The organism is Actinoplanes sp. NPDC049598 (genome assembly GCF_040675435.1).
In the GTDB taxonomy this organism is placed as follows: domain Bacteria; phylum Actinomycetota; class Actinomycetes; order Mycobacteriales; family Micromonosporaceae; genus Actinoplanes.
In genome coordinates, this window is the sequence record NZ_JBFAOX010000004.1 from 241,275 (window position 1) to 267,265 (window position 25,991).

Below are 25,991 nucleotides of genomic sequence, written 5' to 3' on the forward strand. Positions count from 1 at the left end.
TTATCGGGTCGTGCAGAACGTCGTCGACTTGGCGGCCGGGCTGCTCTCCGAGGTGACGGTCACCGCGGTGCGGCGGGTGTTCTTCGGCCAGACCTCCACCAAGGACGTGCGACCGGCCGGGATGCTGACCACCGTACGGGGCAGGGCGGCGCCGGGGGCGGTCACCCGGAAGACGTCGGTGGCCTGACCGGTGTTGCGGACGGGGACGAGACAGCGGGACAGCCCGATGGCCGGGTAGGCCCGGACGGCGCGCCGGGCCGGGCCGCTGCCGTCGAGGGAGCGGACGGCCACCTCGTACGACAGGACGCCCTTGCCGTCCCGCTTGCGGTCGAGCACGTAGAAGTGCAGGCGGTTAGCCGTGTCCACGTACTCGAACTCGCTGCCGGAGTTCGTGCCGGCGTGGAACAGGGCGTCGGAGAGCTGGCGGTAGTCGCCGATCGTCATCTTCTGCGGCGTGCCGTCCGGCAGGACGAAATCGACCTTGTCGATGTCCTGGGGGTTGGCGTCGATCGTCCAGATGAACGGGGCGGCATCGGCGTTCTTCGTCTTGGCCAGCAGCACGCCGGAGTCGGGGGTGAACGAGTCGAAGCCCATCCGGTCGACCACTTCGAGGGTGTAGTTGTCGTAGCCACCGCCGTCGCAGACCGGGTCGGTCGCCGCGTCGCAGGCGGGGGAGCGGTCCCCGCCGTCGAGGGTCACGTTGATGCCGGCCAGGCCGCGGTCGACCGCTCGGGCCGTCACCCGGGTCACGACGGCGCCCGAGGCGGCCAAGGACTCGCGGGAAAGGCGAAGCACCGCGTCGGAGGAGACGATGCCCAGCTTCATCTTGTTGCGCAGCATGTGCTGGGCGCCCATCGACGAGCCGGAGGTGCCCGGGATCAGCCAGCGGCTGTGCGGGCCGCCGGGACCGTTGAACGTGCCGCGGCTCAGCATCTCCCAGGGGCCGCTGTAGTCACGGCGGGCCGGGACGCCGTACGGGTTGTTGTAGTTGTCGCCGACTCCCAGGATGTGGCTGAACTCGTGGGCGTACGTCGACATGCCCGAGCTCTCCGCTTGCAGCGAGCTGCCCTGGGTGGCGTTGGGCCAGATGTTGGCCGAGGCCTGCCAGGAGGTCCAGTCGACGTAGCGGGTGGCGTTCCAGTTGGGCAGGGCGGCGTCCGGCGGCCCCCACTCGTCGGTCACGTCCTGTTTGGTGGTGAACTTCATCGGCCCGAACTCCTGCCAGGTGGCCGACTCGTCCTGCCCGGCCGACAGGAAGAAGACGAAGTCGTACTTGGCCGCCTCGGTCTCGCCGACGGCGGCGATCCAGGCGGCCCGGGCGTCCGTGCGCAGGTTGCGCGCGCAGGTGTCGCCGGCCGGGCAGCCCTGACCGCGCTGCATCTGGGTCTCGATGCCGTACTCGTGGCTGTCGGCCGGCATCTGGTAGACCCCGAACGAGCTGAGCTCGATGCCGAACCGGCCGTTGGAGTCCTCCATCCAGTACTCGTGGATGGTGTGGCCGCGGTTGAGTTTCCCTGGTTTGTTGAGGAAGTCGCGGTAGAACTGCGGCACGTCGGCCCGGGCGAGGTTCTGCACGCCGGACGGGTTGCCGTAGATGGTGGAGTTGGCCGGCTGGGTGACGACGAAGGGCTGGTTCGGGTAGTCGACGAGCACGAGCGCGCCGTTGAAGGTGCGCTCCGACCCCCGTACGGCCGGGTTGGCCCAGTCGGTGCCGGGCACCGCCTTGTAGTCCGACCACGTCATGGTGTCCGGCAGCTCGTAGCGCTGCGGGTCGATCGGCTGCGGCCCGCCGCCCTTACCGCTCAGCGCGGCCGCCTCGTCGACCTGCCACGGCTGGGTCTGCGGCCAGTGCCGCATCCGCCAGGGCGTGTCCGGGTTGACCCCACCCGGCGGCGCGGCCACAGCCGGTGTGGCGGCCAGAGCCGCGCCCAACGTGAGAACGGACAGGGTCGAGACCAGGCGTCGCGCGCTCGTCATCCCGCCATCCTGACCCAATAATCGACAGATCTCAATGATCAGATCGTACCCTCAGTTATCAAACCGTTACCCGGCGATCCCTTGCCCTGGATTAGTGCAGCGAATAAACAAACATCTATGTAAAGGGAGGGCTTTTCGGCGGGCCGCCCGAGTGATCACTGTCTGGTAAGGACAAGGAGACTCCGTGCCCCGTCCACATTTCCGCGGGCTGTTCACAGTTGTGCTGCTGATCTGCGCCCTTCTCGCCGCTCCGCGTCCAGCCGCGGCCCGGCCGGCGGCCGTCGCCGCTGACGCTTATTCCGTTCTCGTCTTCTCCAAGACAGCCGAGTTCCGCCATGACTCCATCCCGGCCGGGATCGCCGCCATCAAGCAGCTGGGGGCGGACAACGGATTCACCGTCGACGCCACCGAGGATGCGGCGGCCTTCACCGACGCCAACCTGGCCAACTACCGAGCCGTGATCTGGCTGTCGACCACCGGCGACGTGCTCGACGCGGGTCAGCAGGCCGCCTTCGAGCGCTACATCAAGGCCGGCGGCGGGTACGCGGGCATCCACGCCGCCTCCGACACCGAGTACAGCTGGCCCTGGTACGGCAAGCTGGTCGGCGCCTACTTCAACTCGCACCCGGCCAACCAGCAGGCCACGGTCAAGGTCGAGGACCACGCCCACCCGTCCACGGCCACGCTGCCGGAGCGCTGGTCGCGCTACGACGAGTGGTACAACTTCCGGACCAACCCGCGCGGCGACGTGCACGTGCTGGCCAGCCTGGACGAGACCTCGTACACCCCGGGCGCGGGCGCGATGGGCAGCGACCACCCGACTGCGTGGTGCCAGGACTACGACGGCGGCCGGGCCTGGTACACCGGTGGCGGCCACACCCAGGAGTCGTACGCCGACCCGCAGTTCCTGGCCCACCTGCTCGGTGGCATCCGGACCGCGGCGGGCGAGCTCGAGGCCGACTGCGGCGCCTCGCTGACCGGCAGCTTCGAGAAGGTCGCGCTGGACGGCAACACCAGCAACCCGATGGAGCTGGACATCGCCCCCGACGGGCGGGTGTTCTATGTGGAGCGCGACGGGCGCGTCCAGGTCATCCGGCCCGACACCGGGCGTACGGCCACCGCGGTTGACCTTGACGTCTTCACCGGAAACGAGGACGGGCTGATCGGGCTCCGGCTCGACCCGGACTTCAGCGCCAACGGCTGGGTCTACCTCTACTACGCCCGCAACGACGGCGTGACCCGCAACCTGCTGTCCCGCTTCACCGTCAGCGGCGACACGATCGACCCGGCCAGCGAAAAGGTCGTGCTGCAGGTCGACACCCAGCGCAACACCTGCTGTCACGCCGGCGGCAGCATGACGTTCGACAAGAACGGCAACCTCTACCTGGCCACCGGTGACAACACCAACCCGTTCGAGTCGGACGCCTACACGCCGATCGACGAGCGGGCCGGGCGGCAGGACTACGACGCCCAGCGCTCCGCGGGCAACACCAACGACCTGCGCGGCAAGGTGCTTCGGATCCACCCCGAGGACGACGGCACGTACACCGTCCCCGCCGGGAACCTGTTCCCGCCCGGGACCGCCAAGACCCGTCCGGAGATCTACGGCATGGGCTTCCGCAACCCGTTCCGGATCGGCACCGACCCGAAGACCGGCGTCCTGTACGTCGGCGACTACGGGCCGGACGCGAGCACGGCCAACCCGAACCGGGGGCCCGAGGGCACGGTGGAGTGGAACATCGTCAGCACCGCGGGCAACTACGGCTGGCCGTACTGCACCGGCGCCAACTACGCCTACAACGACTATCAGTTCCCGTCCGGCCCGAGCGGCGCCCAGTTCGACTGCGCGGCCCCGGTCAACAACTCGCCCAACAACACCGGCCTGACCAACCTGCCGCCGGCCGTCGCGGCGACCGTCGACTACGACTACGGCGGCAATCCGCGCTTCCCGGAGATCGGCGGCGGTGGCGCCCCGATGGGCGGCCCGGTCTACCGCTACGACGCCGCCTCGGCCTCCGACCGTAAGTGGCCGGCCTACTACGACGGCAAGGCGCTGTTCGGCGAGTGGAACCAGTCGAAGATGTACGCCATGCAGCTCACCGCCGACGGCAAGTCGCTGGTCGACATCAACCAGCTGCTGCCGGGGATGGGCTTCATCCGCCCGATGGACTTCGAGTTCGGCCCGGACGGCGCGCTGTACCTGATCGAGTGGGGCAGCGGCTTCGGCGGCAGCAACGACGACTCCGGCGTCTACCGGATCGATTACGTGGCCGGGGATCGAGCCCCGATCGCCGCCGCGAGCGCGACCCCGACCTCGGGCCCGGTGCCGCTGACCGCGAAGTTCTCCAGCGCCGGCTCCCGTGACCCGGACGGCGGCGCGCTGACCTACGCGTGGGCCTTCGGCGACGGCGGCACCTCGAACGAGGCCAACCCCACCCACACCTACACCGAGGCCGGCAACTACACCGCCCAACTGACCGTTACCAACCTCAGGGGGCGTACGGCGGTGGCCAACGTGCCCGTGACGGTCGGCAACACCGCACCCACGGTGTCCATCGAGTTCCCGCCCGACGGCGGCTTCTTCGACTGGGGCGACCAGGTCAAGTACACGATCAAGGTGACCGACCCGGAGGACGGCGCGATCGACTGCGACCGGGTACGCCTGCAGGTGCTGCTCGGCCACGACGAGCACGCCCACCCGCTGGAGCAGCACACCGGCTGCACCGGCACCGTGCAGACCGCGCTCGCGGCGGGGCACGGCGCCGAGGCGAACGTCTTCGCGGTCTTCGAGGCGACCTACACCGACGACGGCGGGGCCGGTGGCGCCGAGCCGCTCACCGGGCGGGCGATCGAGCAGCTGCAGCCCAAGCGGAAGCAGGCCGAGTACTACACAGCCACCGGGCGGATCCCCGGCGGCACCGGCGGCGGCGACGCCGGCGTGCAGAAGGAGACCACCACCGACCCGGCCGGCGGCGGCCAGAACATCGGCTTCATCGAGGACGGCGACTGGTGGTCGCTCGACCCGGCCAGCCTGACCGGGGTCGACGCCATCCGCTTCCGGGTGGCCTCGGATGTCTCCGGCGGCCGGATCGAGGTCCGCTCCGGGGCGGCCGACGGCCCGCTGGTGTCCGTGGCCACAGTGCCGGGCACGGGCGGATGGCAGAACTGGATCGATGTCACGGCCGACGTCTCCGCCGCCGACACGGAGTCGCTGTTCTTCGTCGTCCGTGACCCGGCCGGCGGCGCCGGCTCCCTGCTCAACGTGAACTGGATGGACTTCCTCGGCCGCGGCGTCACCGAGAACGCGCCGCCGAAGGTCAGCGCGGTCGCGACCCCGGCCACCGGCACCGCGCCGGTCACCGTCGCCTTCGACGGCACGGCCACCGACGCCGAGGACGACACCCCGCTGACGTATGCCTGGGACTTCGGCGACGGCGGCACGGCGGCCACCCTGGACGCCGAGCACACGTACCGCACGGCGGGCAACTTCACCGCCACCCTGACGGTGACCGACAAGCGGGGCGCCAAGGGATACGTCAATGTGCCGGTGAAGGTGGACGCGCCCGACACCGCCTGCTTCGGGGCGCGCTCCGACGACTTCCTCGGTGACGGGCTCGACCGCGGCCGCTGGTCGGTGGTCCGGGAGAACCAGGCCTTCTCGGTCACCGGCGGTACGCTGCGCCTGCCGACCGCCGCGGGCGACCTCTACGGCACCCGCAACGATGCGACCAACCTGGTGCTCAAACCCGCGCCGAGCGGAGCGTGGCAGGCCACCACGAAGATCACCCTGCCCGTCACCGCGAACTACCAGCAGGCCGGGCTGATCGTCTACGGCGACGACGACAACTACGCCAAGCTCGACCTGCTCTACAACGGCGCCCGCACGGTGGAGTTCATCCGTGAGAACGCCGGCACGCCGCGCAACGAGAGCGGCGACAGCACGGCGGCCCCGGCCGGTGACACGTTCTACCTGCGGCTCACCAGCGACGGGACGAACCTGACGGCGGCGGCGTCGGCCGACGGCCAGACCTTCACCCCGGTCGGGCGGGCGGCCGCGCTGGCCGGCATCGCCAACCCGCGCGTCGGACTCTTCGCGCTCAACGGCGGCACCACCGCCCCGGTGGTGGACGCGGCGTTCGACTGGTTCCTTCTCACCCCGGACGAACCCGTCACGCCCTCGGACGAGTTCACCGGCGCCACGCTCGACAAGTGCCGGTGGAACGCGCTCGTCCGGGAGGACGCGGCGGGCTACCGGATCGCGGACGGGGCGCTGCGGATCGACGTGCCCAACGGGGACATCTACACCAGCGGCAACACCGGGCCGGCGAACTTCATCCTGCAGACCGCGCCGTCCGGCGACTGGACGGCGGAGACGAAGGTCGACGGCACCCTGCTGAACGAGCAGTACCAGCAGGGCGGCCTGATCGTCTACGGCGACGACGACAACTACCTCAAGCTCGACTTCGTCCTCGACAACACGGCCGGGCAGCCGCTCAGCCGGCGGATCGAGTTCCGCAGCGAGATCGGCGCGGCCGTGCAGGATCCGCAACCGCAGGTGGGCAGCCTGACGTCGGCGGTCTGGCACCTGCGGCTGGCTCGGTCCGGGAATGTCTACACCGCTTCGTACTCGGCCGACGGCACGACTTGGACGGAGTTCCCGGCGCTGACCAACGCCGCGATCGGGGCCACGCCCAAGGTGGGCCTCTACAGTCTCGGCGCGGCCCAGACGGCCTCGAAGACCGTGGCGTTCGACTACTTCCGGCTCACCAACGACTCCGTGGCGCCGGTGACCGAAGCCGCCGTCTCCGGGAGCCCGATCGGCGGCTGGCACACCGGGGACGTCACGGTCACCCTGACCGCGACCGACAGCGGTGGCGTGGCGGGCACCGAGTACCAGGTCGACGGGGCGACCGCTTGGACGGCGTACACCGAACCGGTGACGGTCACCGGGGACGGCCCGCACGAGGTGCGGTTCCGGTCGACCGACCGGGCGGGAAACGTGGAGACGGCGAAGTCGGTCACCGTCAAGATCGACAGTACGGCGCCGCTCACCACCGCCCAGTTCGCGCCGGCCAACGACAACGGCTGGCACGCCGGGGCCATCCCGGTCACGCTGACCGTGGCCGACGCCGGGTCGGGGGCCGGAAAGGTGGAGTGGTCGCTGGACGGGGGCGCGTGGACCCCGTACACCGCCCCGGTCGACGTGACCGGGGACGGGCAGCACGAACTGCTTTACCGGGCCACCGACAAGGCGGGCAACGCGGAGACGCTCAAGTCGGCGATCCTCCGGATCGACGGGAGCAAGCCGACCCTGCTGGTGGCGGGAGTCGCCCACGGCCAACTCTACGGCGACAGCCAGGACGTACGGATCTCGTGGCAGGCAGTCGACCCGAGTTCCGGCATCCAGAGCACCTCGGCCACGCTGAATGGTCTTGCGTACACCAACGGCTCGTTGCTCGCCCTGTACGAATTGCCGCTCGGCCTGCACGACCTGACGGCGACCGCGACCGACAAGGCGGGTAACCGCACGACGACGACGGTGCAGTTCTACGTGGCCACCTCGTTCCGGGACATGCAGAACTTGCTGGACCGGTTCAAGGCGACGGGGCGGCTCGCGGCCAAGGCGCACAAGCAGTTGTCGGCGAAACTGGACGCGGTCCGGGCGGCCGAGGCGGCCGGCAAGGACGCGAAGGCGATCAAAGAGCTCAACGCGTTCAAGACTCTCGTCACCGGTGCTTCTCCGGAGACCGACATCCGGGACACCCTGATCCGCGACGCCGACGCGATGATCGTCCGCCTCGGCGGGACGGCCAGCGCGGCCGGGGTGAAGGCGAACGACGGCAAGCCGGTGAAGGGCGCCGGCCGCCTCGGCGTGGACCCGACCCGGATCTCCCCGCGGTGAGGCCGCGAGGGGCCCGTCTTCCCGGACGGGCCCCTCGCCGCGTCACCCGGCCGGGTCCCAGCCGTCGGAGCCGGCCAGGCAGTTTGCGTGCAGGTCGTTCTGGCTTGGGGCGGGTTGCCTTGGCTCGGGGTGGGCTCGCCTCAGCTCAAGGCGCAGGTCGCCGATGGGATGGGGTTGGCGGTCGTCGTCGAGGCGGTGAAGCCGAACGAGGTCGAGGCGCCCGGCGCCAGGCGGCCGTTCCAGCTCGCGTTCCGGACAGTCACCGCGCCGCCGGTCTGGGTCACGGTGGCGTTCCAGGCCTGGCTGATGGTTTGCCCGGCGGTGAAGGTGAACGCCGCGGTCCAGCTCGCGGCGGCCGTGGACGACGCGTTGCGTACCGTCACCTCGCCCTGGAAGCCGCCGGTCCACTGGCTGGTCACCGCGAACGTCGCGACGCAGGAGCCCACCGGTGGTGTCGTAGTGGGTGGCGTCGTCGGTGGGGTTGTCGGGGTGGGGCCGCCCAGGGCGCGGGCCACGGCCGGGTACCAGGCGTCGGCCATCTTGCGGAAGCCGGTGTCGTTGGGGTGGATGCCGTCGGTGTTGTCGGCCACGGCGTCGTAGCCGGTCCACAGGTCGGCCACGGTGATGGGGGACTGGGCCGTGCTGAGGCCGGCGGCCCAGCCCGGGATCGCGTCGTTCAGCGCCCTGACGTCGGCCGGGCAGGTGGAGCAGGCGGCGGCGCTGATCGGGATGATCTGCGCGACGACGACCTTCACGGCCGGGTTGGCCGCCCGCATCTGCCCGACCAGCTTGGTGAACGCGGTCAACTTGTCGGTCAGCGGGATGTAGCCGCCCCACATGTCGTTCGTGCCCAGATGCACGAGCACCACGTCGGGCCGGGCCGCGGCCAGCCAGGGCGGCAACTGGTTGTTGGCCGCGATGCCGGTGGCCGAGAACCCGCCGTGTCCCTCGTGGTCGGTGTCGTACGCGAACCCCGGGTTGCAGCCGCCGCCATCCGTCTGCGTGCCGACGAAGTCGATGTTCGAGTAGCCGGCCGTCTGCAGCTTGTTCCATAGCTTGGCCCGCCAGCACCCGGGCCCGGCTGTGATCGAGTCGCCCAGCGGCATGATCCGCACCGGAGCGTCGGCCTCGGCGGCCGTCGTCACCGTCGGTACGGCCGCGACAAAGCCGAGCAGGGCGGCGAGCAGAAGCGTACGGCCTCTTGGCATGGCGGAACCACCTTCCGGGAGCGCTCCCATCGTGCAATCATAAATTGACACGTGTCAATACAAACGCGGAGAGGCCCAGCATGAAGCTCAGCCGCATCCTGCTCGTCCTGGTCCTGGTGCTCGCCGGCGGCGGCCTGACCGGCACCCCGCCGGCCGTCGCCCAGCCAGCGCATCAGGTCAGCTACGACAAGCACTCGCTGATGGTGGACGGGCGGCGGGTGCTGCTGCAGGCGGCCGAGTTCCACTACTTCCGGCTGCCCAGCCCCGATCTGTGGCGGGACATCCTGGAGAAGGAGAAGGCGGCGGGCTTCAACGCCATCTCCGTCTACTTCGACTGGGCGTTCCATTCGCCCGCCCCGGGCGTCTACGACTTCACCGGCGTGCGCGACGTCGATCGGTTGCTGCGCACCGCGGAGCAGGTCGGGCTGTACGTGGTGGCGCGCCCCGGCCCGTACATCAACGCCGAGACCACCGGCGGCGGCTTCCCGGGCTGGCTCAAACTGGTGCCGGGCCGGGCCCGCAGCAGCGCGCCCGGCTACACCGAGGCCTACCGGGAGTGGCTGGCCCACATCAACCCGATCATCGCCCGGCATCAGCTGACCCGCGGCGGATCGGTGCTGCTCTACAACGTCGAGAACGAGTACGCGGTCGACACCGACGCCGCCTACATGCAGGACCTGCAGGACACCGCCCGCGCGGCCGGCATCGACGTGCCCATCACCACCAACCTGTGCTGCGACGCGGCGTCATGGACCTCGACCTGGGCGTCGGGGCCGGGCGCGGTGCCGATTCCGGGCGTGGACGACTACCCGCAGTCCTTCGACTGCGGCAATGCCGCGACGGTCTGGGGTCCGTGGGGGGCCGGGGTCACCGAGCGGGTACGCGACGACGCGCCGGTCTTCGCCGCGGAGTACCAGGCGGGCGCGATCGACGTGAACAACGCCGGGTACGAGGCGTGCCGGGAGCTCACCGGTGTCGCGTACACCCGGTACTTCCAGAAGAGCAACCTGATCGCCAGCGGGGCCACGGCGTTCAACTACTACATGGGCTTCGGCGGCACCAACTGGGGCTGGCTGGCCCAGCCGAACGACGTCTACACCTCCTACGACTACGGCGCCGCCATCACCGAGGGCCGGCAGCTCACCGCGAAGTACGACGAGTACAAGCGGCAGGGCTACTTCCTGCACGCGGTGGCGGGGTCGCTGACCAAGACCGACCCGGCGGCCGCGCCCACCGTGACCGGGCTGGAGACGCTCGCGCGGGTCAACCCGGACGACGGCACCCGGTTCGTGCTCGTGCGCAACCCGGGGACCTCGCCCGTGTCGAGCACCCTGGAGGGCTTGCCGGTGACGCTGGCCGGCCGGGACGCCAAGGTTCTCGTGAGCGGGTACGCGCTCGGTGGCCAGCGGCTCGTCGCGTCCACTTCGGAGATTCTGACCCATGAGGCGATCGGCGGCCGGGACGTCGCGGTGTTGTACGGCAACCAGGACGCGCCCGGCGCGACCGTGCTCAGCTATTCGTCGCGGCCGCGGGTGACCGTGCTCGAGGGCCGGGTCGCGTCGAGCTTCGGCGCCGGCGAGCTGCGACTCGACTACACGCACAACGGGCTGGCCCGGGTGCTGATCGAAGGTGGGGGCCGGCGGCCGTTGCTGCTCCTGCTCGGCACACCCGAGACGGCGGCGTCGTTCTGGCGCGCCGACACGGCCACCGGCCCGGTCCTGGTGCGCGGCACGGCCCTGCTGCGCTCGGCCACCGAGGCGCCACGAGCAGGCAGCGCCGCCGGTCCGGGCCTCGTGGCGCTGCGCGCCGATACCGCCGTCGCCGGTCCGGTCGAGGTTTTCTCGGCGGGGCGCGCGGTGACCGTCAACGGTGAGCGAATCGCCACCCGGCCCACGCGCAGCGGGTCCGTGCTGGGGCACCTGCCCGGGCCGCGCCCGGTCGCCCTGCCGGCCCTGACCGGCTGGCGGCAGCACGCCGAGGCGCCCGAGGCCGCGCCCGGCTTCGACGACTCCCGCTGGCCCGTGGCCGACAAGTCCACCAGCCTCAGCCCGTTCGTTCCGCTCACTCAGCCGGTGCTGTTCAGCGACGAGTACGGCTTCCACACCGGCAGCGTCTGGTACCGCGGCCGGTTCACCGCCACCGGCGCCGAGACGTCCGTGGCGCTCAACGCGATCACCGGCAAGCGCGGCAACTACCTGGTCTGGCTGAACGGCCGGTACCTCGGCTCGGCAGCCGGCGGCGTCCAGGCCGACTCCGACGAGCCCGCCAATCCGTCACCCGGGCCGGGCGAGTTCGCCGTACCGCCGGGTCTGCTCAAGCCCGGCCAGCCGGCCGTCCTGTCGGTGCTGGTGCAGAACATGGGCCACAACGACGACTGGACCGCCGACGACAACCGGTTCCGCCAGCCCCGTGGCCTGGTCGGCGCCCGCGTCAACGGCTCAACGGCCCCCGTGACCTGGCGCATCCAGGGCACGGCGGCCATCGACCCGATCCGCGGCCCTTTGAACAACGGCGGCCTCTACGGCGAGCGCGCCGGCTGGACCCTGCCCACTCACGCCGACCGCTCCTGGCCCCCCGCCGCCCCGGCCGTCCCCGCCGGGGTCACCTGGCGGCGCACCTCGTTCACCCTCGCCCTCAAGCCCGGCCAGGACACCTCGGTGGCCCTGCGCTTCTCCGCCGCGCCCCCGGCCGGCTACCGCGCCATCCTCTACCTGAACGGCTGGCAGCTGGGCCAGTACGGCGCCGACATCGGCCCCCAGACCGACTTCGTCCTCCCCGCCGGCCCGCTCCACCAAACCGGCCGGAACACCCTGGCCATCGCCTACATCGCCACCACCGCAACGCCCATCGCCACGCCCACCCTGACCCCCATCGCCACCCACCGCGGCGGCGTCCCGGTGCGCGACACGCCCATCCGGTGACCGGCGGGGTACGGTTCGTCGGTGGGTGATCGGGTCAAGGGGAGGCGGCACCCACCGAAGGCCAACGGGCACCGGTTCCACGGGGACCCGGATCGGTTTCCCTTGCTGGCCGAGTTCATCGGCGAGCGGTTCGGCAACTCGGTCGAGTTCGTGGCCGACGTGGCCGGCGGCCAGGGGATGCTGGCGCGGGAGTTGCGCAAACGACTGAACTACCGGGTGGAGGTCGTCGACCCGCGCGGGTGGACGCTGAAGGGTGTCGAGTCCCGCGCCGTCCCCTACCTGGCGCAGGACGCCGCCTTCTACGATCTCGTTGTCGGTCTTCACCCCGACCAGGCGTTGCGCGAGGTCGTCCACTCGGCGCTGAGCACAGCCACCGTCGTCGTCCCGTGCTGCAATTTCTGGCGGGACGACCAGCGGCTCGGCCGCAACGCCCTGGCCGAGTCGATCACCAAGTGGTACGAGCAGAACCACGTCCGCTACGAGCGGGTCGAGTTCCCCTTCCGGGGGCCGCAGAACCTCGGCTTCGTGACGGCGCCTCCCGGCATCGATTGACTCGCACAGGCGGGGTGACGTTCGTGGTGGGCCAGGCCCTGGCCGCTGTGACGATGGTGGCGGGAGCGGTTTTCGGTCTTCCCGCCGCCGCGCAAGCGGCGACCGACATCAGATCAAGGTCGACGGCACCCGCGGGTCCGACCTCGTCGGCCCGATCCAGCATTTCGTCAGCTCCGACCAGAACGTGGTCGTCACTCCGTACCGCGCGCCCTGCTCCTGACCCCGATCGTCAGGCGGCGACCTGTTTGTGGGCGGTCTTCTCCGCGTACATGGCCGCGTCGGCCGTGGCGAACAAGGTGTCCGCGGTCGGGCGGTCGACCGGGTTCCAGGCGGCCAGGCCCACGCTGACGCCGAAGGGCAGGGTCCGGCCGTTCCAGCTGATCGGCTCGTCGGCCAGGGCGCGGAGCTTGGCGGCGAGCCGGTGGGCGGCGGCCTCGTCGTCTACGCCGGTGGCCAGGACGACGAACTCGTCGCCGCCGAGCCGGCCGGCGGTGTCGGACGGGCGGATCGAGGCGGTCAGGCGGCGGGCGAACTCCACCAGGACCAGGTCGCGGCCGCATGCCCGTACCGGTCGTTGATCTGCTTGAAGCCGTCGAGGTCCATGTACAGGACCACCGGCCCGAAATCGGGTTTACGCAGCAGCTCGAGCTCCAGTTGCGCGTGCACCGCGGCCCGGTTGGCCAGCCCGGTCAGCTGGTCGTGTTCGGCGCGGTGGGCCAGCGCGATCTTCATACGTTCCTGCTCGCGCACCACGAACACGAAGCGGACCAGGACGAAGCCGGTCAGCAGGGCGATCGAGACCAGTAGCGAGACCCGGCTGACGGTCGTGCCGAACGAGTGCAGGCCGGTCACCGTGGGCAGCACCACCAGGGCGATGCCGAGGAACACCACGCGCGCCGGGTGCAGCCGTTGCGCCGCCGCCGCGCTGTCCGGCTGGGCCACCTTGGCCGCGTCCTGGTGCACGACGGCCGCCGCGAGCAGGCTGTTGGCCAGCAGGAGCAGGCCGTCGAACCGGTCGGCCTGCCCGGAGCGGGACAGGTTCTCGAACAGGACCGGCAGCAGCGAGATGCTGACGTCGCCGATCACGGTCAGCGTCAGCGCCGAGACCAGGTAGCGGGCCGAGCCGCGGGTCGAGCCGGGGGCGAGGACGAGGATCGCGGTGCCGGCGAAGAACATGACGTCGCCGAACGGGTAGAGCGCGCCGACGACCATGCCCAGCGAGACCTGCTGGGTCTCGACCGCGGGCAGGATCAGGAACTGCCAGAACAGCCAGGCCACGACCGTCGTCATGGCGGCCGCGTCGAGGATGCCGTCGCGCAGCTTGCCCGGCGCCCGCAGCCGGACCAGCTTGACCATGGCCGCCATGAGCAGCGGATAGCCGCTGAGCCAGAGCAGGTCGGACGGGGAGACGTCGCCGGGCGGCCCGGCGAACCGGTCCAGCAGGTCGTACAGGACGTCGCCGGTCAGCCAGACCGTCAGCGCGACCGCCACCAGCCGGTACGCACCCTTGCTGGGCCCGGTGATCCTCCGCAGCCCCAGCCAGGCGCTCAGGACCACAACACCAAAGCCCAGGAGGTACGCGTCGTGAGCGGCCCCGGTGCCCGGGGCGAACACGGACACCGAGCCGGCGAGCGCGGCGAACAGCGGCACCGCCGGAGCCGGGACACGTCTCATGCGTTCCCTATCGGCCCGCCACCCCCGATCTTCAGCGGTTTCCACCTCGTGCCCGATACCTGCGCGCCAGCCCGGCCAGGACCTGCTCGGCCTCCACCCCGGTGCGCAGCAGGACCTCACGGCTCGCCGCGGCCGGCGTGGTCGCCAGGGCGACGGCCACGGCGCCGACCTGATCGGCGCTCACCCAGGACGGGTTCCCGGTGGCCAGGCGGGTCCGGACCGGCCCGAGCACCAGGGCATGGACACGCTGCGCGGCGCCGGCCTCGGCGGCCAGAACCTTGCGCATCATGAGGACGGCGGCCTGCTCCATGCTGACGAGCCCGCTGCCGGGCACGGGATGGGCCGAGGACTCACCCACGACGACCGCGTACGCGCCGTGGCCGCTCAGCCGCGGCAGGACCGCCCGGGCGACGGCCATGTGGGTGGTGGCGAGCCCGGTGAAGGCGTTGCCCCAGTCGGTCTCGTCGATCTCCCACAGCCGCTTGCCGGCCCACCAGCCGCCGATGGGCGCCACCACGTCGTCGATGCCACCGAGCCGGTCCTGCATCGTCGCGGCAAGCTTCTCGGCGCCGTCGAACGTCGAATAGTCGTGCTCGAACAGGTGCAACCGGTCGGTCGCCGCGTCACCGAGCACCCGGCGGACCTCGTCCGCCCGCTGCGCCGTCCGGGTCGGCACGACGACGTCGGCTCCAGCCGCCAGATTGGCGCGCACCGCGCCTTCGCCCACCGCGCCGCTGCCGCCGGGGATGAGGACTCGTCGAGTCATGTGATCGGTCATGTCGCTCCTTCGTTGGTCAGACCAACGTATCACCGAACGTTGGTCTGACCAACGATCGGTAGGATCGGCCTATGACCGACCCTGGAGCGCCGGCCCTGCTGCGCCGCCTGGCCAGCTGGCAGACGGGCCGCGTCTCGACGCTGGGCGCCCGCTTCACTGCCGCCCGAATGCCGCTCGAGGCCCGCTCCGACTTCGCCGTGCTGGCCGCCCTCCAGGAGTACGGCGAGCTCAGCCAGGCCGAGCTCGGCCGCCGGCTCGGGCTCGACCGCAACAACGTCAACGGCATCGTCACCCGCCTCGATCAGCACGGGCACATCGAGCGGCGGGCCGACCCGGCCGACCGCCGCCGCAACATCGTCGCGGCCACCGAGTCCGGGCTGCGGCGCCTGCGCGAGCTGGACGCGCTCGCCCTCGACGTTCAGGACGAGTTGCTCGCCGCCCTCGACGACGGCGAGCGGGAGCAGCTCAGATCGCTGCTGGATAAGGTCCTCGCCAGTCACCCGGCCCAGCCGGCCTGAGCCGGCCGGTCTTGTCGTGCTTGTGGTGATACATACGCCGGTCCGCGGTCCGCAGAAGGTCGGCGAAACGGGAACCGTCGCCCGCCGGGCCCAGGACGACGCCGGTGACCAGGGCGGACGCCGCCACCGTCCACGCGATCAGCACGCCGGTCAGCTTGTGCCGGGTCGCGGCCGACATGAGCGCGAGCACCGCCACCTGCCACAACGCCGGCTGCCAGCCAGTCGTCCAGCGGATGTCCTCCGGCGTGCCGGCGACGACGACCCCGACCAGGATCATCACGGCTGCCCGGGCCCACAACGCAACCCGCTCCAAGGCGTGGCGGTGCCCGTCGCTTCTCATATGCGGGTCGATCGGCCCCACTCGGGCGTAGTTGAACATTTGCTGGTAGACAAGTACCCGTGATCGAGACGAACGAGGACCAGCGGGCGCTGTTCGGGCAGGCGACCGTCGTCTTCGCCTCGCTGTCCGGGCCGGCCCACGAGGTGGAGACCGCGAACCCGGCGTTCTCGGCCACCATCGGCGAGCAGCTGCCGCTCGCCCAGCTCGACGAGGCGTACCGCACCGGCCGGACCGTCACCGTGCGCGACCTGGAGATCGGCGACGCGTCCTTCGACCTGATCTGCGAGCGGCGCGGCGACGCCACCGGCGTCTACCTGATCGGCGTGGAGACCACCCAGATCAAGCAGGCGCAACGGCTGATGGCCGAGCATCGCGCCCTGCTGGAGCAGATCGCCCGCCAGGCGCCGCTGGCCGAGGTGCTCGACGGCATGGCCCGCAGCATCGAGGAGCTGGCGGCCCACGAGGTCCTCGTCTCCGTGCTGCTGGCCGACCCCGACGGCCGGCACCTGCGCCACGGCGCCACCCCCAGCCTGCCCGCCTTCTACAACGAGGCCATCGACGGCATCGCCACCGGCGAGGGCGTCGGCTCCTGCGGCACGGCCGCCCACCGCCGCGAACCGGTCATCGTCACCGACATCATGCTCGACCCGTTCTGGGACGACTTCCGCGACCTGGCCACCCGCGCCGGCGTGGCCGCCTGCTGGTCCACCCCCATCCTGGCCCGCGACGGCAGCCTCCTCGGCACCTTCGCCATGTACCACCGCACCCCACGCGTCCCGCAGGACGCCGATTTGGCCCTGGCCCGGGTCTTCGCGGGGACGGCGGCCCTGGCCATCGAGCGCCACCACACCGAGCAGGCCCGGTTGGCGGCCGAGGCGCGGGCCAAGGCCGCAAATGACGAGCTGGCCAAGGCGGTCCGGGCCGCCGAGGAGCGCGCCACCGCCGCCGCCGCACTGGCCACGCAGATGCGCGCCGCCGCGGCGGCTCAGGCGGCCGCCCCTCATCCGGAGCACTGCCAGCTGGGCGGGCCGCAGGGCTGCGCCGCCTCGGCCGAGCTGAAGATCGCCGATTCCTGGGGTGATTCGGCTTGGGGCTGCCCCGACCATGTCGAGGAGGCCATCATCAACGTGCGCTCGGTGTTCATCGCGAGCGAGGAGCTGGGCGGGCTCGCCGCGTACGTCAACCGCTGACCCTTCCCCGGTCGGTGTGCCAGTGACGTTGACGTCCGTCTCTATGGTGAGCTGGTGAGTGATGAGCTGATCGATGGGCTTGCGCTGGAGCGGATCGAGCAATGGCAGCAGGGCTTCGAGGAGCGCGCCGCGCGGGCGCGGACGCTGTCCGAGCGAACGTCCGGGCTGTCGGCCACCGCTCGGGAGGCAGACGGGATCATCGAGGTCACCGTGGGATCGGGTGGCCAGATCACCGACCTCAGGCTCGACGATGAGATTCAGCGCCAGCCCGCCGCCACCACCGCTCGGCAGATCCTGGCTGCCATCGCCGCCGCCAAGGCGTCTCTGGCACGGGACTTCGCCCAGGTCACAGCGGAGACGGTCGGGCTCGACAGCGCCACCGGGCAGGCGATGATGAAGTCGCTGAACGACCGGCTCGGCCTGGCCGGCACACCGCCGGAAGGGCCGGCCGCGCGGTGAGCGGAGGCCAGATCCAGGTCCGCTCGTCAGACCTCGTCATGCACGCCCGCGAGGTGGACGGAATCGGCGACGGATTGGCCACCGCCAAGCACGCCGGCGAAGCAGTGCGCGTCGGCGCGGGCGCCTACGGTCAGCTCTGCCAGTTCGTTCCAGCGCTGCTGGATGGACTGCAGACAAGCCTGATCGACGGCATCGGCGGCGCGGTGAACGCCGCGCGCGACACCGCTGACGCGCTGCGCTCGACGGCGGCCGATTACGACGCCGCCGACGGCAACGCCGCCGACCGCATGGAAAATACGCGGTGAGCACGGGCAATCCGCTCGTCGCCACGGCGGGCTCCTCGGCCGACCCGTGGGCCGGGGTGTGGATCGCCGAGGACATTCGCAGCATCTACCGGGGTGTCAAGGACGGCAGCTGGATCGAGGGCACGCTCGGAGGCGTGTCGGCGGGCCTTGATGCGCTCGCCCTCGTCTCCGATCCGATCGGATCGCTCCTTCAGTACGGTGTCGCGTGGATCATCGAGCACGTCGAGCCTTTACGGGAGGCGCTCGACTGGCTTGCGGGTGATCCGGGCCAGATCAAGGCTCATGCGCAGACCTGGACCAACGTGGCCGGGGCTTTGCACGATCGGGCGGCCGACCTGGATCGTGCCGTGCGGTGGGACACGACCGAGTGGACTGGCGCGGCGGCGGACGCCTACCGCACCTGGACCGGCCAGCAGAAGGCGGCCGTGGATGCGTTGGCCAATGCGGCCGAGACCCTTGCGTCCATCACCGAAGCTGCGGGCATTCTGGTGGCGGGTGTACGCATGTTGGTGCGGGACGGCATCGCGACGCTCGTTTCCCGGCTGATCGTCTACGCGGCCGAGGAGGTCGCGTCGCTGGGCCTGGCGACGCCCTTGGTCATCGAGCAGGTGTCGACGCTCTGCGCCTCCTGGGCCGCGAGGATCGCCAGGTGGCTCAAGGACCTGGTGGCCAGCCTCAGCCGGCTCCGCGGCGCAGCGAGCAAGATCGCGGAGTTGATCGAGAAGATCAAGTCCATCCTGGGCAAGCTGGGCAACAAGCCGGGAAAGGGTGGCAAGGATCCGGTCCACAAGTCGGGCGGTCCGTCCCGTGACGAGCTTCTCGAGGAGCTGGCCGACGCCGGCGTCAAGCATGACCCCGAGAAGGTGATCCTGATCGGTAAAGACCTCGACGGGAAAATCGTCTTCCTCGAGAGCGGCAATGCCAAGGCCGGGCTCCAGCACGTCATGGACCACGCCGACCAGTTCGCCGACATCGGCGTTCCCCGCGACAAGGTCGGCCAATTCGTCTTCGACGCAGTGACCACCGGGAACGTGATCGGACATCAGGGCAAGGGCACCGGCCGGCCGATCTACGAGTTTATCTTCGAAGGCCGGCCTTATAAGGTGGCCGTCACAGTCGGAAACAACGGCTTCATCGTGGGAGCGAATCCAGTTGGCCACTGACGTGATCCGGGTGATGCCGGACTACCAGTCCTACCCGACGTGGCGTCCGGGCACCGGCGAGTACAACGTCGACCCCGAGAAGCTGCCGATCTCCAAAGAGCTGGCCGATGAGCTGAACGCCTGGGGCGACGAGTACGACGCCACCCTCGTCCTCGACGACCCTGCCTCCTCCGGCTTTCCCGATGCGGCGGCCGAGGAGGATTTCGCCGAGCGTGGTCTCAGGCTGGCGCAGCGCCTTGCGGCCGAGGTCGCCGGCCGGTTCCAGGTCGAGTACCACGACATTCGCACGGGGCGACGCCAGACGCTCGCGGGCTGACGACATGGCCACCCGGACAGGTCTCTAGGCTGGGGTAATGAAGGTTCTGTCCATCCAGTCGGCGGTGGCCTACGGGCATGTCGGGAATTCGGCGGCGGTTTTTCCGCTGCAGCGCATCGGGGTGGAGGTGGTGCCGGTTCTTACGGTCAACTTCTCCAACCACACGGGGTACGGGGCGTGGCGCGGGCCGCTCATTTCGCCCGCGGATGTGGCTGAGGTGCTGCTCGGGGTCGAGGAACGCGGGGTCTTTCCGCAGATCGACGCGGTGCTCTCCGGGTATCAGGGTGGCGTCGGGATCGGGGACGTCATCGTCGACGCTGTACGGCGGGTGAAGGCCGCCAACCCGGCGGCGGTGTACGCGTGTGACCCGGTCATGGGTAACGCCAAGTCGGGGTGTTTCGTGGCGCCGGAGATTCCCGTGCTGCTGCGGGACCGGGTGGTGCCGGTGGCCGACATCATCACGCCCAACCAGTTCGAGTTGGGGTTCCTGACCGGGACCGAGCCGGACACCATCGAGTCGACGCTGGCCTCGGCCGACCTGGCGCGGGGCATGGGGCCGTCGACGGTGCTGGTCACCAGCGTGGAGCGGCCGGACCGGGCCGAGGGCACGATCGAGATGCTCGTCGTGGACGACTCGGGGGCCTGGATCGTCACCACGCCGCATCTGCCGTTCAAGGCCAACGGGTCCGGGGACGTCACGGCCGCCCTCTTCACCGCGCATTATGTGGCCACCAAGGATGCGCGGGTCGCTCTGGAGCGTACGGCCTCAAGCGTCTTTGACCTGATCGAGACGACCTACAAGTCCGGCCAGCGGGAGTTGCAGCTGGTGGAGGCGCAGGAGTTCTACGCGGCGCCGCGGATGCAGTTCGACGCGAAGCAGGTTCGCTGAGGCGGGCGTGGGCCGCCGTCGTCGTTCTGTCGCTGGCGGCGTTCGCGTTCGTGACGACCGAGCTGCTGCCGATCGGGCTGCTCACCCTGATGGCGGACGACCTGGGACGGTCCCGCTCACAGGTGGGTCAGCTGGTCAGCTGGTACGCGGTGGTGGTCGTGGTCTGCTCGGTGCCGCTGACCCGGATCACCCGCCGGATCCCGCGGCGCACGCTGCTCGGGGTGACCCTCGCGGTGTTCGCGGGGGCCAACCTGGTCGCCGCGCTCGCGCCGACGTTCGGGGTGCTGGCCGGGGCGCGGCTGCTCATCGGGCTGGCCCAGGCGCTGTTCTGGTCGATCGCGGCGGCCGCCGTCAACGATCCGTTCCCGCCGGCATCCCGCGGGCGGGTGGTGGCGGTGTTCTCGGTCGGGGCGGCGCTGGCGCCGGTGCTCGGGGTGCCCGCCGGCACGTGGCTCGGGCAGCAGGCGGGGTGGCGGTCCGCGTTCGCGGTGGTCGCGGTGATCGGCTTGGCGATCGCGGTGGCCGTCATCGCGCTGGTGCCGTCGTATCCGCCCGAGTCCGGCGGGGCAGCCCGGGGCAGCGCGCCGGACCGGGCCGCCTTCCAACGGCTGGTGGCGGCCACGGCCCTCGCCGTCTGCGGGTATCTGACCTTCACCACGTACGTCACGCCGTTCCTGCTCGATGTCACCGGCGTGCCGTCGACGGCGCTGGCGCCGCTGCTGTTCGTCTCCGGGTCGGTCGGGGTGATCGGCACGGTTCTGGTGGGGCGCCAGCTCGACCGGCGACCGGTGGTGGCCCGGCTGGCGCCGGCCGCGGTGGTGGCGGTCGCGCTGCTCGCGCTGTATCCGCTGGGGACGGTGACGGTGGCCGCGGTGGCGCTGATCGCGGCCGCCGGCGGTGGGTATTCGGCCTATGCGCCCGCGGCCCAGCACCGGATGTTGCAGGTGGCGCCGGGCAGCACCGACATGGCGTCGGCGTGGCTGGGCACGGCGTTCAACGTGGGGATCGCGGGCGGGTCGCTGCTCGGCGGGGCCGTGCTCCCGGGGGCGGGGGCACGGCCGCTCGCGCTGATCGGGGGAGTGCTCGTCGTGGGGGCGCTGAGCGTGTTGATCGTCGACGCTAACCCTTGGCGTGCGTCACGACGCGTACGGCATCGGCCTCCCCACCCTCGTGACCAGGCCACCAGGCCGCCCACCAGCCGTTCTTGACCGTCGCCCGGACGACGGTGCCATCGGGCAGCTTGATCTCGACCCGCGTGACGTCGGCGCCGGCCCGGCCGACCACCGCCGAATACCAGCCGTGCGTGCCCTCGGTCGCGCTCATCGTCTGGGTGCTGACCTGGTCGGCGGCGGGCGGCGGGGCGGACCGGTCGAGCAGTTCGGCGCCGGCCGGGCCCTGAGCCGGGTCGAGGATCAGGCAGGAGGTCAGGTCGGTGCCGTCCTTGCTGATCAGCAGCAGCGAGGTGTCGCCGCGCTTCTCGGCCAGGACGACATCGGCGGCGGTGGGCGGGGTCTTCCAGTCGGTCCAGCCGGCTGCGCACTGGAGGGCCTGCGGGAGGACCTCGGCGCCGGCGGCGGCTCGCGGAGTGGGGGTCCAGGAGGCGTACGCCCGGTTGCCGTGCCCGGTCGGCATGAGTTGCACGGCCGCAAACGCAACGGCCGCCGCCGCAGCAAGCGCCGCCGCGCCGAAAGCGAGCCGCCGGCCAGCGGGCCGCGGCCGGTGGAACATTTGGTCGAGGGCCGCTGTGGCCCGGGCGCGCCGCTCGGGGGTGGGCTCGTAGTCGCGGGCCGGATCGAGGGACCGCAACTGGTCCAGGTCGGTGATCATGTTCTGCTCCAGGATTCGACAGCGGTCGGGAGGGTCGGGCCCATCGCGGCGCGCAGGCGTTTCCGTGCCCGGTTGAGCCGCATGCGGAAGGTGGCCGGACGGCAGCCCAGCACGGCGGCGGCCTGTACATCGGTGAGCTCGTCGAAGGCGACCAGCGCCAGCACCTCGCGGTCGGCGGCGCTTACCGCCCACCAGGCCCGGACGAGATCGACCCGCGCGTCGATGCCGGGTGAGCGGTCGGCTTCGGCGGTGGCGACCATGCGAACGTCTACCGCGCTGCGCCGCAGTCGCTTCCGCGCCTGATTGGCGAGAAGATTGCGGGCAATGCCGAATAGCCACGGCCGTACGTCGTCTGGTAGCTCCCTGAACCGCTGCCAGGCGATCAGATAGGTCGCCGATACGACGTCATCAGCGTCGTCGTCCGGTATCCGCCGTTTTACGAAGCGGAGCAGATCGGTGTAGGAGGCCGCATGTAAGGAGCGGAAGCGCTCCTCCGCGGCGTCGTCTTGGTCCACACCCTTCACCTGTCGCCAGCGGGCCGAGCGTCACACCCTAATCGTCGCGGTACTTCTCAGGGCACGAGGTCGTCGTCCTCATCATCGATGTCCGGCGTGTACCAGGCCTCCGGGATCAGCTCGATCTCGGGCGTTCCTCCGGGCCGGCTGCCGAACGGGTGCACCTCGACGCCCGCCGGAAGGCCTACTCGCCCCAGCCAGATGCCGTGGGGGCCTCGGTCGCACCAGGCTTTTACCGAGCCGGTGCGGCTTCCGGGAAGGCCGAAGAATGTGAGGTGCAGGTGGCCGCTGTCGCCCTCCGGGCACGGCACGTCGATCGGCTGGGGAGCGACGGCGAACATCTTCATCGTTGCCTGGTACCACGATTCCCAGCGGCGTTCCGCCGCAGTCATCTCGGGCATGTCGACGTCATTCCCCTTCGAGCAGGTGTTTGTTCTCCTGCCACCAGCGTTCCTCATAGGCGTAAGCGCGCGCCTCGTAAGCGTCGCGTGCGTCGTCCGCCCATGGGAACGGCAGGCCGTTCCGTAGCTCGTCGAGGTGGAAACGCTCGTGCGCGAGCGTGCGAGCCAGCTGTTCCTCGTTCATGAACGCGTCTCGCACCAGCTTGATCGAGCCATCCGGCATTGTCACACCGTAGAACTCCCGGCCCGGGCCCTCACCGCGACGGAGCTTGTCGATATTGAAGGTCACGCCCTCCATGTCGATGCCGTACTTGTGCGCGAGGGCCAGCACGTTGTCCCGGCTCATGAGGATCTTCTTGCCGTTGCGGACGATTCCGTCGCCTTCGCGGAAAAGACCTCGTTCCAGCCCTTGCGTGCCGCGCAATTTGCCGATCAGGTCTTGGATGATCCCGCCGAGCTTGCGCGTCTCTGTGCTGAGGTTGCGCAGGCTGGAGATCAGATCCTTGAGCCAGCGGGCGATCTTCGCGGCCCACGCCGCGCACAACGTGGTCACCTGCTCGACCACTACCGGCGTGGCCGTACCGAGCGAAGCGATCAGCTCGGCCGCGTACACGATCAGGCGTGAGACGACCGTAGCGACAGCGTCCCGCACCATCATGCGTACGGTGGCGATGAGTAAGCCGGCGCCCTCGGTGATCAGCGCCATCGTGCTGGAGGCCTTGGCCAGCGCCTGCAGTGACTGGTCGCGCTGGTCGGCCCAGATCCGGTACGCGTCGGAGGCCGCGCCCTGCCACTCCGAGACATCGAACCGAACCGCGCGGGCCAGCTCATCCGACTCACCTTGGAGGCTTTCGGCCACGTTTGCGCCAGGTCTGGGCGTGACCGGCGATCGCGCCTGGATCACCGGCCAGCCAGTCGAGAGCCTCGGAGAGCGGCTTCACATGTTCGATCAGCCACGCGATGCCATATTGCAGAAGTGCGCCCACCGGATCGGACACCAGAGCCAGCCCGTCAAGTCCAGCGCCGACGCCACCCAGCGTGCCGTCGACCCAGCTCTGGTTCTGCACTCCGCGCGCGATGAGCTCGATGTCCTCAGCCAACCACACCCCGGCCCAGGCCGATTTCGGTTGCTCGATCGGGCCGGAGACCAACGCGTTGCCGGTCATCCGGCGCTTTCCAACAACGCGGCGCTGGAGGTGTCCGAGGCTTCGTACTCAGTGGCGGTGGTGCGTAGCTTGGCACCGGTGTCGTGCAGAGACTCGGCGCATCGGTCCAGGCCGTCGACCAGGATGTCCTGCAGCGCGTTCAGCATCGCCGGGACCATGACACAGAGCTGCCCGTACGCCCCGTCGCCGGCGCGAACCGCACGCCCGGCCCCGGCTGCGGTCGCCACCCCGTCTGCGACCGCCTCGACATGGCTGGCATGCGTGGCCAACTCCGTGTGCCGCACGCTCAATTGATCAGACATGGAGGAACCTCCCCGTGCCGACCACGCTAACGAGACGGGTCAATTACTTTCAGCTATCGGGGGCGGCTGCAGCACTTCTTGTACTTGCGGGTGGAGCCACACCAGCACGGAGCGTTGCGCTCCGGTGGCCAGGCGATGGTCAGGTCCTCCGGCACGGTGTGGCAGTAGCGCTGCTTGATCGACGAATCGGTGGGTGATACGCCGTGCTTCTCGGCGAAGGCGGCGAGATCGTCGACCACGGCGGCGACGACGGTGATCGAGCCGACGCCGCTGTCGCGGACCTGTCGCCAGTTGTGTTCCGCGGCTGCGTAGTACTCGTCCTCCGGCTGCTCGTACTCGCCAGGCCAACGCTGCTGGGCCAGGCGGCGTTGATCGCGTTGGAAGGTCAGCATCCGGACTTGGCGGGGGACGAAGCCGGAGTCGAGCAGTTCTTCGGACGTGGTGGGCTGCTCCGGGTCCGGGAGGTCCGGCACGAGGCTGTCCAGCATGTCGGGCTGGCGGCCGAGCTGCTGGCGCAGCTGTTGGCGGTTGCGCAGCATGATGGTGGTGCCGATTGCGATCCACTCGTCGCCGCGGCGGAGCGCGTCGAGCTGCTCGTCGGTCAGGCGGGCAGCGGCCCGGTCGTACCAGCGGGCCGCCTGGTCCAGGTCGCCGTGGGTGGCCAGCAGCTCGGCGGCGAGCTCGCACTGCCGGTCGCGCAGCGCTGGGTCCTTCGCCATGGTCTTCAGCTGGGCGTAGGCGGCATCGGCTTCACCGGTTTCCAGGAGCAGATCGGCGAGCTGTACGCGGGCGTCGCAGCCGTACTCGCCGCCGCCCTCAATCAGGGTCTCCAGCAGGGCGCGGGCACGGTCCGGATGCCCGGCGCGCTGCCAGGCATCAGCCGCTTCGAGCAGGATCTCCTCACGCTCCTCGGGGAAGTCGACGGCGTCGGCTTCGATCGCTTCCGCCCGTTGAACACCGGCACGCACCATGGCGCAGGATGCTAGTGGTCGCCGGGCAGCGGCTGGGCTCCGTGGTCGCCCAGCCGGGTGACGCAGATCGAAAAGCAGGTTGTCGATCAGCGGCGCTCCTACTATGCGGAGTCTTTGCCGGCGATCCCATGCTCGATAGCTACTTTCGCGCCCACGAACACCAGACCGGCGGCGATAGCGGCACCGGCCCCAGCCAGCACCTTGTTGAGTTGGCCGTCCAGGAATCTCTTGTTCTCGGTGTCTTTCTCGGATTCCCTCTGGCCAGTCTCCATCAATTTGTCATGGATGATCCGGCGATCCTCCGCGCTCAAGTCATCCCGCTTGAGTTCTTCCTTGAGAGCGTTCCTGATGTCTTGGTAGGCGTTGTGGATGTTTTCTTGATTTTGTGTATTTGATCCGAGCGTTGATTCGTGGGCGCCCTTGAGCGTGCTTAGCGTGCCGAGAGCAAGCTCCTTGAAATTGGGAAACTGCTCGATGATCTTCATGCGCACTTCGTTGCTCATATCGGGCATCATGGCCGCGAATCTCATCACCTTTTCTTTGGAGAGATTGCGCCAAGAATCGATATCAAGCGCTTTCTTGACTTCTTCTTCGTCGTTCAAGCTCATATCGACACT

Annotated in this window: 25 protein-coding genes; 11 read left to right on the plus strand and 14 right to left on the minus strand. The window is 70.2% G+C overall.

Annotated features, from left to right (window positions below; genetic code table 11):
- Positions 1-1,977, minus strand: a complete 1,977-nt coding sequence (locus AB0J66_RS12410; protein WP_364659088.1) for a M6 family metalloprotease domain-containing protein — start codon at positions 1,975-1,977, stop codon at positions 1-3.
- A gap of 184 nt (positions 1,978-2,161) precedes the next feature.
- Between AB0J66_RS12410 and AB0J66_RS12415 the strand changes: the two genes are divergently transcribed.
- Complete coding sequence (locus tag AB0J66_RS12415; protein ID WP_364659090.1) at positions 2,162-7,879, plus strand: ThuA domain-containing protein; 5,718 nt, start codon at positions 2,162-2,164, stop codon at positions 7,877-7,879.
- 140 nt (positions 7,880-8,019) lie between these two features.
- Here the strand turns inward: AB0J66_RS12415 and AB0J66_RS12420 are convergent, their stop codons facing one another.
- Positions 8,020-9,087, minus strand: a complete 1,068-nt coding sequence (locus tag AB0J66_RS12420) for a cellulose binding domain-containing protein (protein ID WP_364659092.1) — start codon at positions 9,085-9,087, stop codon at positions 8,020-8,022.
- An 80-nt stretch (positions 9,088-9,167) separates the two neighbouring features.
- On the opposite strand from AB0J66_RS12420, the gene AB0J66_RS12425 reads away from it, so the two are divergent.
- The gene (locus AB0J66_RS12425; protein ID WP_364659094.1) at positions 9,168-12,008 is read left to right on the plus strand and encodes a beta-galactosidase; all 2,841 of its coding nucleotides are present in this window, start codon (positions 9,168-9,170) and stop codon (positions 12,006-12,008) included.
- Between the two features lie 21 nt (positions 12,009-12,029).
- Positions 12,030-12,560 carry a hypothetical protein gene (locus tag AB0J66_RS12430; protein WP_364659096.1) on the plus strand — a complete coding sequence of 177 codons (531 nt, stop codon included), beginning with the start codon at positions 12,030-12,032 and terminating at the stop codon, positions 12,558-12,560.
- Between the two features lie 229 nt (positions 12,561-12,789).
- On the opposite strand, the gene AB0J66_RS12435 is transcribed toward AB0J66_RS12430, so the two are convergent.
- From AB0J66_RS12435 to AB0J66_RS12445, 3 genes are read right to left on the minus strand one after another with little or no spacing between them, the layout of a single operon-like run.
- A complete protein-coding gene (locus tag AB0J66_RS12435; RefSeq protein WP_364659097.1) occupies positions 12,790-13,098 on the minus strand; it encodes a GGDEF domain-containing protein in 309 nt (102 codons plus the stop codon).
- Positions 13,077-14,234, minus strand: coding sequence for a GGDEF domain-containing protein (locus tag AB0J66_RS12440; protein ID WP_364659098.1), 1,158 nt, complete (start codon positions 14,232-14,234; stop codon positions 13,077-13,079). Before AB0J66_RS12440 ends, AB0J66_RS12435 begins: the two co-directional genes overlap by 22 nt.
- Before the next feature lie 31 nt (positions 14,235-14,265).
- Positions 14,266-15,012, minus strand: coding sequence for an SDR family oxidoreductase (locus AB0J66_RS12445; RefSeq protein ID WP_364659100.1), 747 nt, complete (start codon positions 15,010-15,012; stop codon positions 14,266-14,268).
- A 71-nt stretch (positions 15,013-15,083) separates the two neighbouring features.
- On the opposite strand from AB0J66_RS12445, the gene AB0J66_RS12450 reads away from it, so the two are divergent.
- On the plus strand, positions 15,084-15,530 hold the full coding sequence (locus tag AB0J66_RS12450) for a MarR family winged helix-turn-helix transcriptional regulator (RefSeq protein ID WP_364659102.1): 447 nt from the start codon (positions 15,084-15,086) through the stop codon (positions 15,528-15,530).
- Here the strand turns inward: AB0J66_RS12450 and AB0J66_RS12455 are convergent.
- Positions 15,478-15,870 (minus strand): hypothetical protein, encoded by a 393-nt coding sequence (locus AB0J66_RS12455; protein WP_364659104.1) that lies wholly within the window; start codon positions 15,868-15,870, stop codon positions 15,478-15,480. The genes AB0J66_RS12450 and AB0J66_RS12455 overlap by 53 nt on opposite strands.
- Before the next feature lie 59 nt (positions 15,871-15,929).
- On the opposite strand from AB0J66_RS12455, the gene AB0J66_RS12460 reads away from it, so the two are divergent.
- Genes AB0J66_RS12460 through AB0J66_RS12490 form a run of 7 tightly spaced genes read left to right on the plus strand, consistent with a single transcriptional unit; the run spans position 15,930 to position 21,400 of the window.
- Positions 15,930-17,060 carry a GAF domain-containing protein gene (locus AB0J66_RS12460; RefSeq protein WP_364659106.1) on the plus strand — a complete coding sequence of 377 codons (1,131 nt, stop codon included), beginning with the start codon at positions 15,930-15,932 and terminating at the stop codon, positions 17,058-17,060.
- Between the two features lie 54 nt (positions 17,061-17,114).
- The gene (locus AB0J66_RS12465) at positions 17,115-17,519 is read left to right on the plus strand and encodes a YbaB/EbfC family nucleoid-associated protein (RefSeq protein WP_364659108.1); all 405 of its coding nucleotides are present in this window, start codon (positions 17,115-17,117) and stop codon (positions 17,517-17,519) included.
- Positions 17,516-17,824 (plus strand): type VII secretion target, encoded by a 309-nt coding sequence (locus AB0J66_RS12470; protein WP_364659109.1) that lies wholly within the window; start codon positions 17,516-17,518, stop codon positions 17,822-17,824. The genes AB0J66_RS12465 and AB0J66_RS12470 overlap by 4 nt, the downstream gene beginning before the upstream one ends.
- Positions 17,821-18,987 carry a WXG100 family type VII secretion target gene (locus AB0J66_RS12475; RefSeq protein ID WP_364659110.1) on the plus strand — a complete coding sequence of 389 codons (1,167 nt, stop codon included), beginning with the start codon at positions 17,821-17,823 and terminating at the stop codon, positions 18,985-18,987. The genes AB0J66_RS12470 and AB0J66_RS12475 overlap by 4 nt, the downstream gene beginning before the upstream one ends.
- The gene (locus AB0J66_RS12480; protein ID WP_364659112.1) at positions 18,977-19,303 is read left to right on the plus strand and encodes a hypothetical protein; all 327 of its coding nucleotides are present in this window, start codon (positions 18,977-18,979) and stop codon (positions 19,301-19,303) included. The genes AB0J66_RS12475 and AB0J66_RS12480 overlap by 11 nt, the downstream gene beginning before the upstream one ends.
- 37 nt (positions 19,304-19,340) lie before the next feature.
- The gene (gene pdxY / locus AB0J66_RS12485; RefSeq protein WP_364659114.1) at positions 19,341-20,192 is read left to right on the plus strand and encodes a pyridoxal kinase PdxY; all 852 of its coding nucleotides are present in this window, start codon (positions 19,341-19,343) and stop codon (positions 20,190-20,192) included.
- Positions 20,193-20,224: 32 nt separating this feature from the next.
- Positions 20,225-21,400: an MFS transporter gene (locus AB0J66_RS12490; RefSeq protein ID WP_364659474.1), complete on the plus strand. Its 1,176-nt coding sequence runs from the start codon at positions 20,225-20,227 to the stop codon at positions 21,398-21,400.
- Here AB0J66_RS12490 and AB0J66_RS12495 read toward each other — a convergent pair.
- The 8 genes from AB0J66_RS12495 to AB0J66_RS12530 all read right to left on the minus strand — a co-directional run bounded on the left by AB0J66_RS12495 (position 21,312) and on the right by AB0J66_RS12530 (position 25,982).
- Positions 21,312-22,019 carry a hypothetical protein gene (locus tag AB0J66_RS12495; protein ID WP_364659116.1) on the minus strand — a complete coding sequence of 236 codons (708 nt, stop codon included), beginning with the start codon at positions 22,017-22,019 and terminating at the stop codon, positions 21,312-21,314. The two genes, AB0J66_RS12490 and AB0J66_RS12495, sit on opposite strands and share 89 nt — an antisense overlap.
- A complete protein-coding gene (locus tag AB0J66_RS12500; protein ID WP_364659117.1) occupies positions 22,016-22,534 on the minus strand; it encodes an RNA polymerase sigma factor in 519 nt (172 codons plus the stop codon). Before AB0J66_RS12500 ends, AB0J66_RS12495 begins: the two co-directional genes overlap by 4 nt.
- Positions 22,535-22,590: 56 nt before the next feature.
- Positions 22,591-22,935, minus strand: a complete 345-nt coding sequence (locus tag AB0J66_RS12505; protein WP_364659119.1) for a hypothetical protein — start codon at positions 22,933-22,935, stop codon at positions 22,591-22,593.
- Between the two features lie 7 nt (positions 22,936-22,942).
- On the minus strand, positions 22,943-23,794 hold the full coding sequence (locus AB0J66_RS12510; protein WP_364659121.1) for a hypothetical protein: 852 nt from the start codon (positions 23,792-23,794) through the stop codon (positions 22,943-22,945).
- Positions 23,772-24,101, minus strand: a complete 330-nt coding sequence (locus tag AB0J66_RS12515) for a hypothetical protein (RefSeq protein ID WP_364659123.1) — start codon at positions 24,099-24,101, stop codon at positions 23,772-23,774. The genes AB0J66_RS12510 and AB0J66_RS12515 overlap by 23 nt, the downstream gene beginning before the upstream one ends.
- Positions 24,098-24,403 carry a type VII secretion target gene (locus tag AB0J66_RS12520; RefSeq protein WP_364659125.1) on the minus strand — a complete coding sequence of 102 codons (306 nt, stop codon included), beginning with the start codon at positions 24,401-24,403 and terminating at the stop codon, positions 24,098-24,100. The genes AB0J66_RS12515 and AB0J66_RS12520 overlap by 4 nt, the downstream gene beginning before the upstream one ends.
- A 53-nt stretch (positions 24,404-24,456) precedes the next feature.
- The gene (locus AB0J66_RS12525; RefSeq protein WP_364659127.1) at positions 24,457-25,374 is read right to left on the minus strand and encodes an SEC-C metal-binding domain-containing protein; all 918 of its coding nucleotides are present in this window, start codon (positions 25,372-25,374) and stop codon (positions 24,457-24,459) included.
- 101 nt (positions 25,375-25,475) lie between these two features.
- Positions 25,476-25,982, minus strand: a complete 507-nt coding sequence (locus AB0J66_RS12530; protein WP_364659129.1) for a hypothetical protein — start codon at positions 25,980-25,982, stop codon at positions 25,476-25,478.
- Between the last annotated feature and the right edge of the window lie 9 nt (positions 25,983-25,991).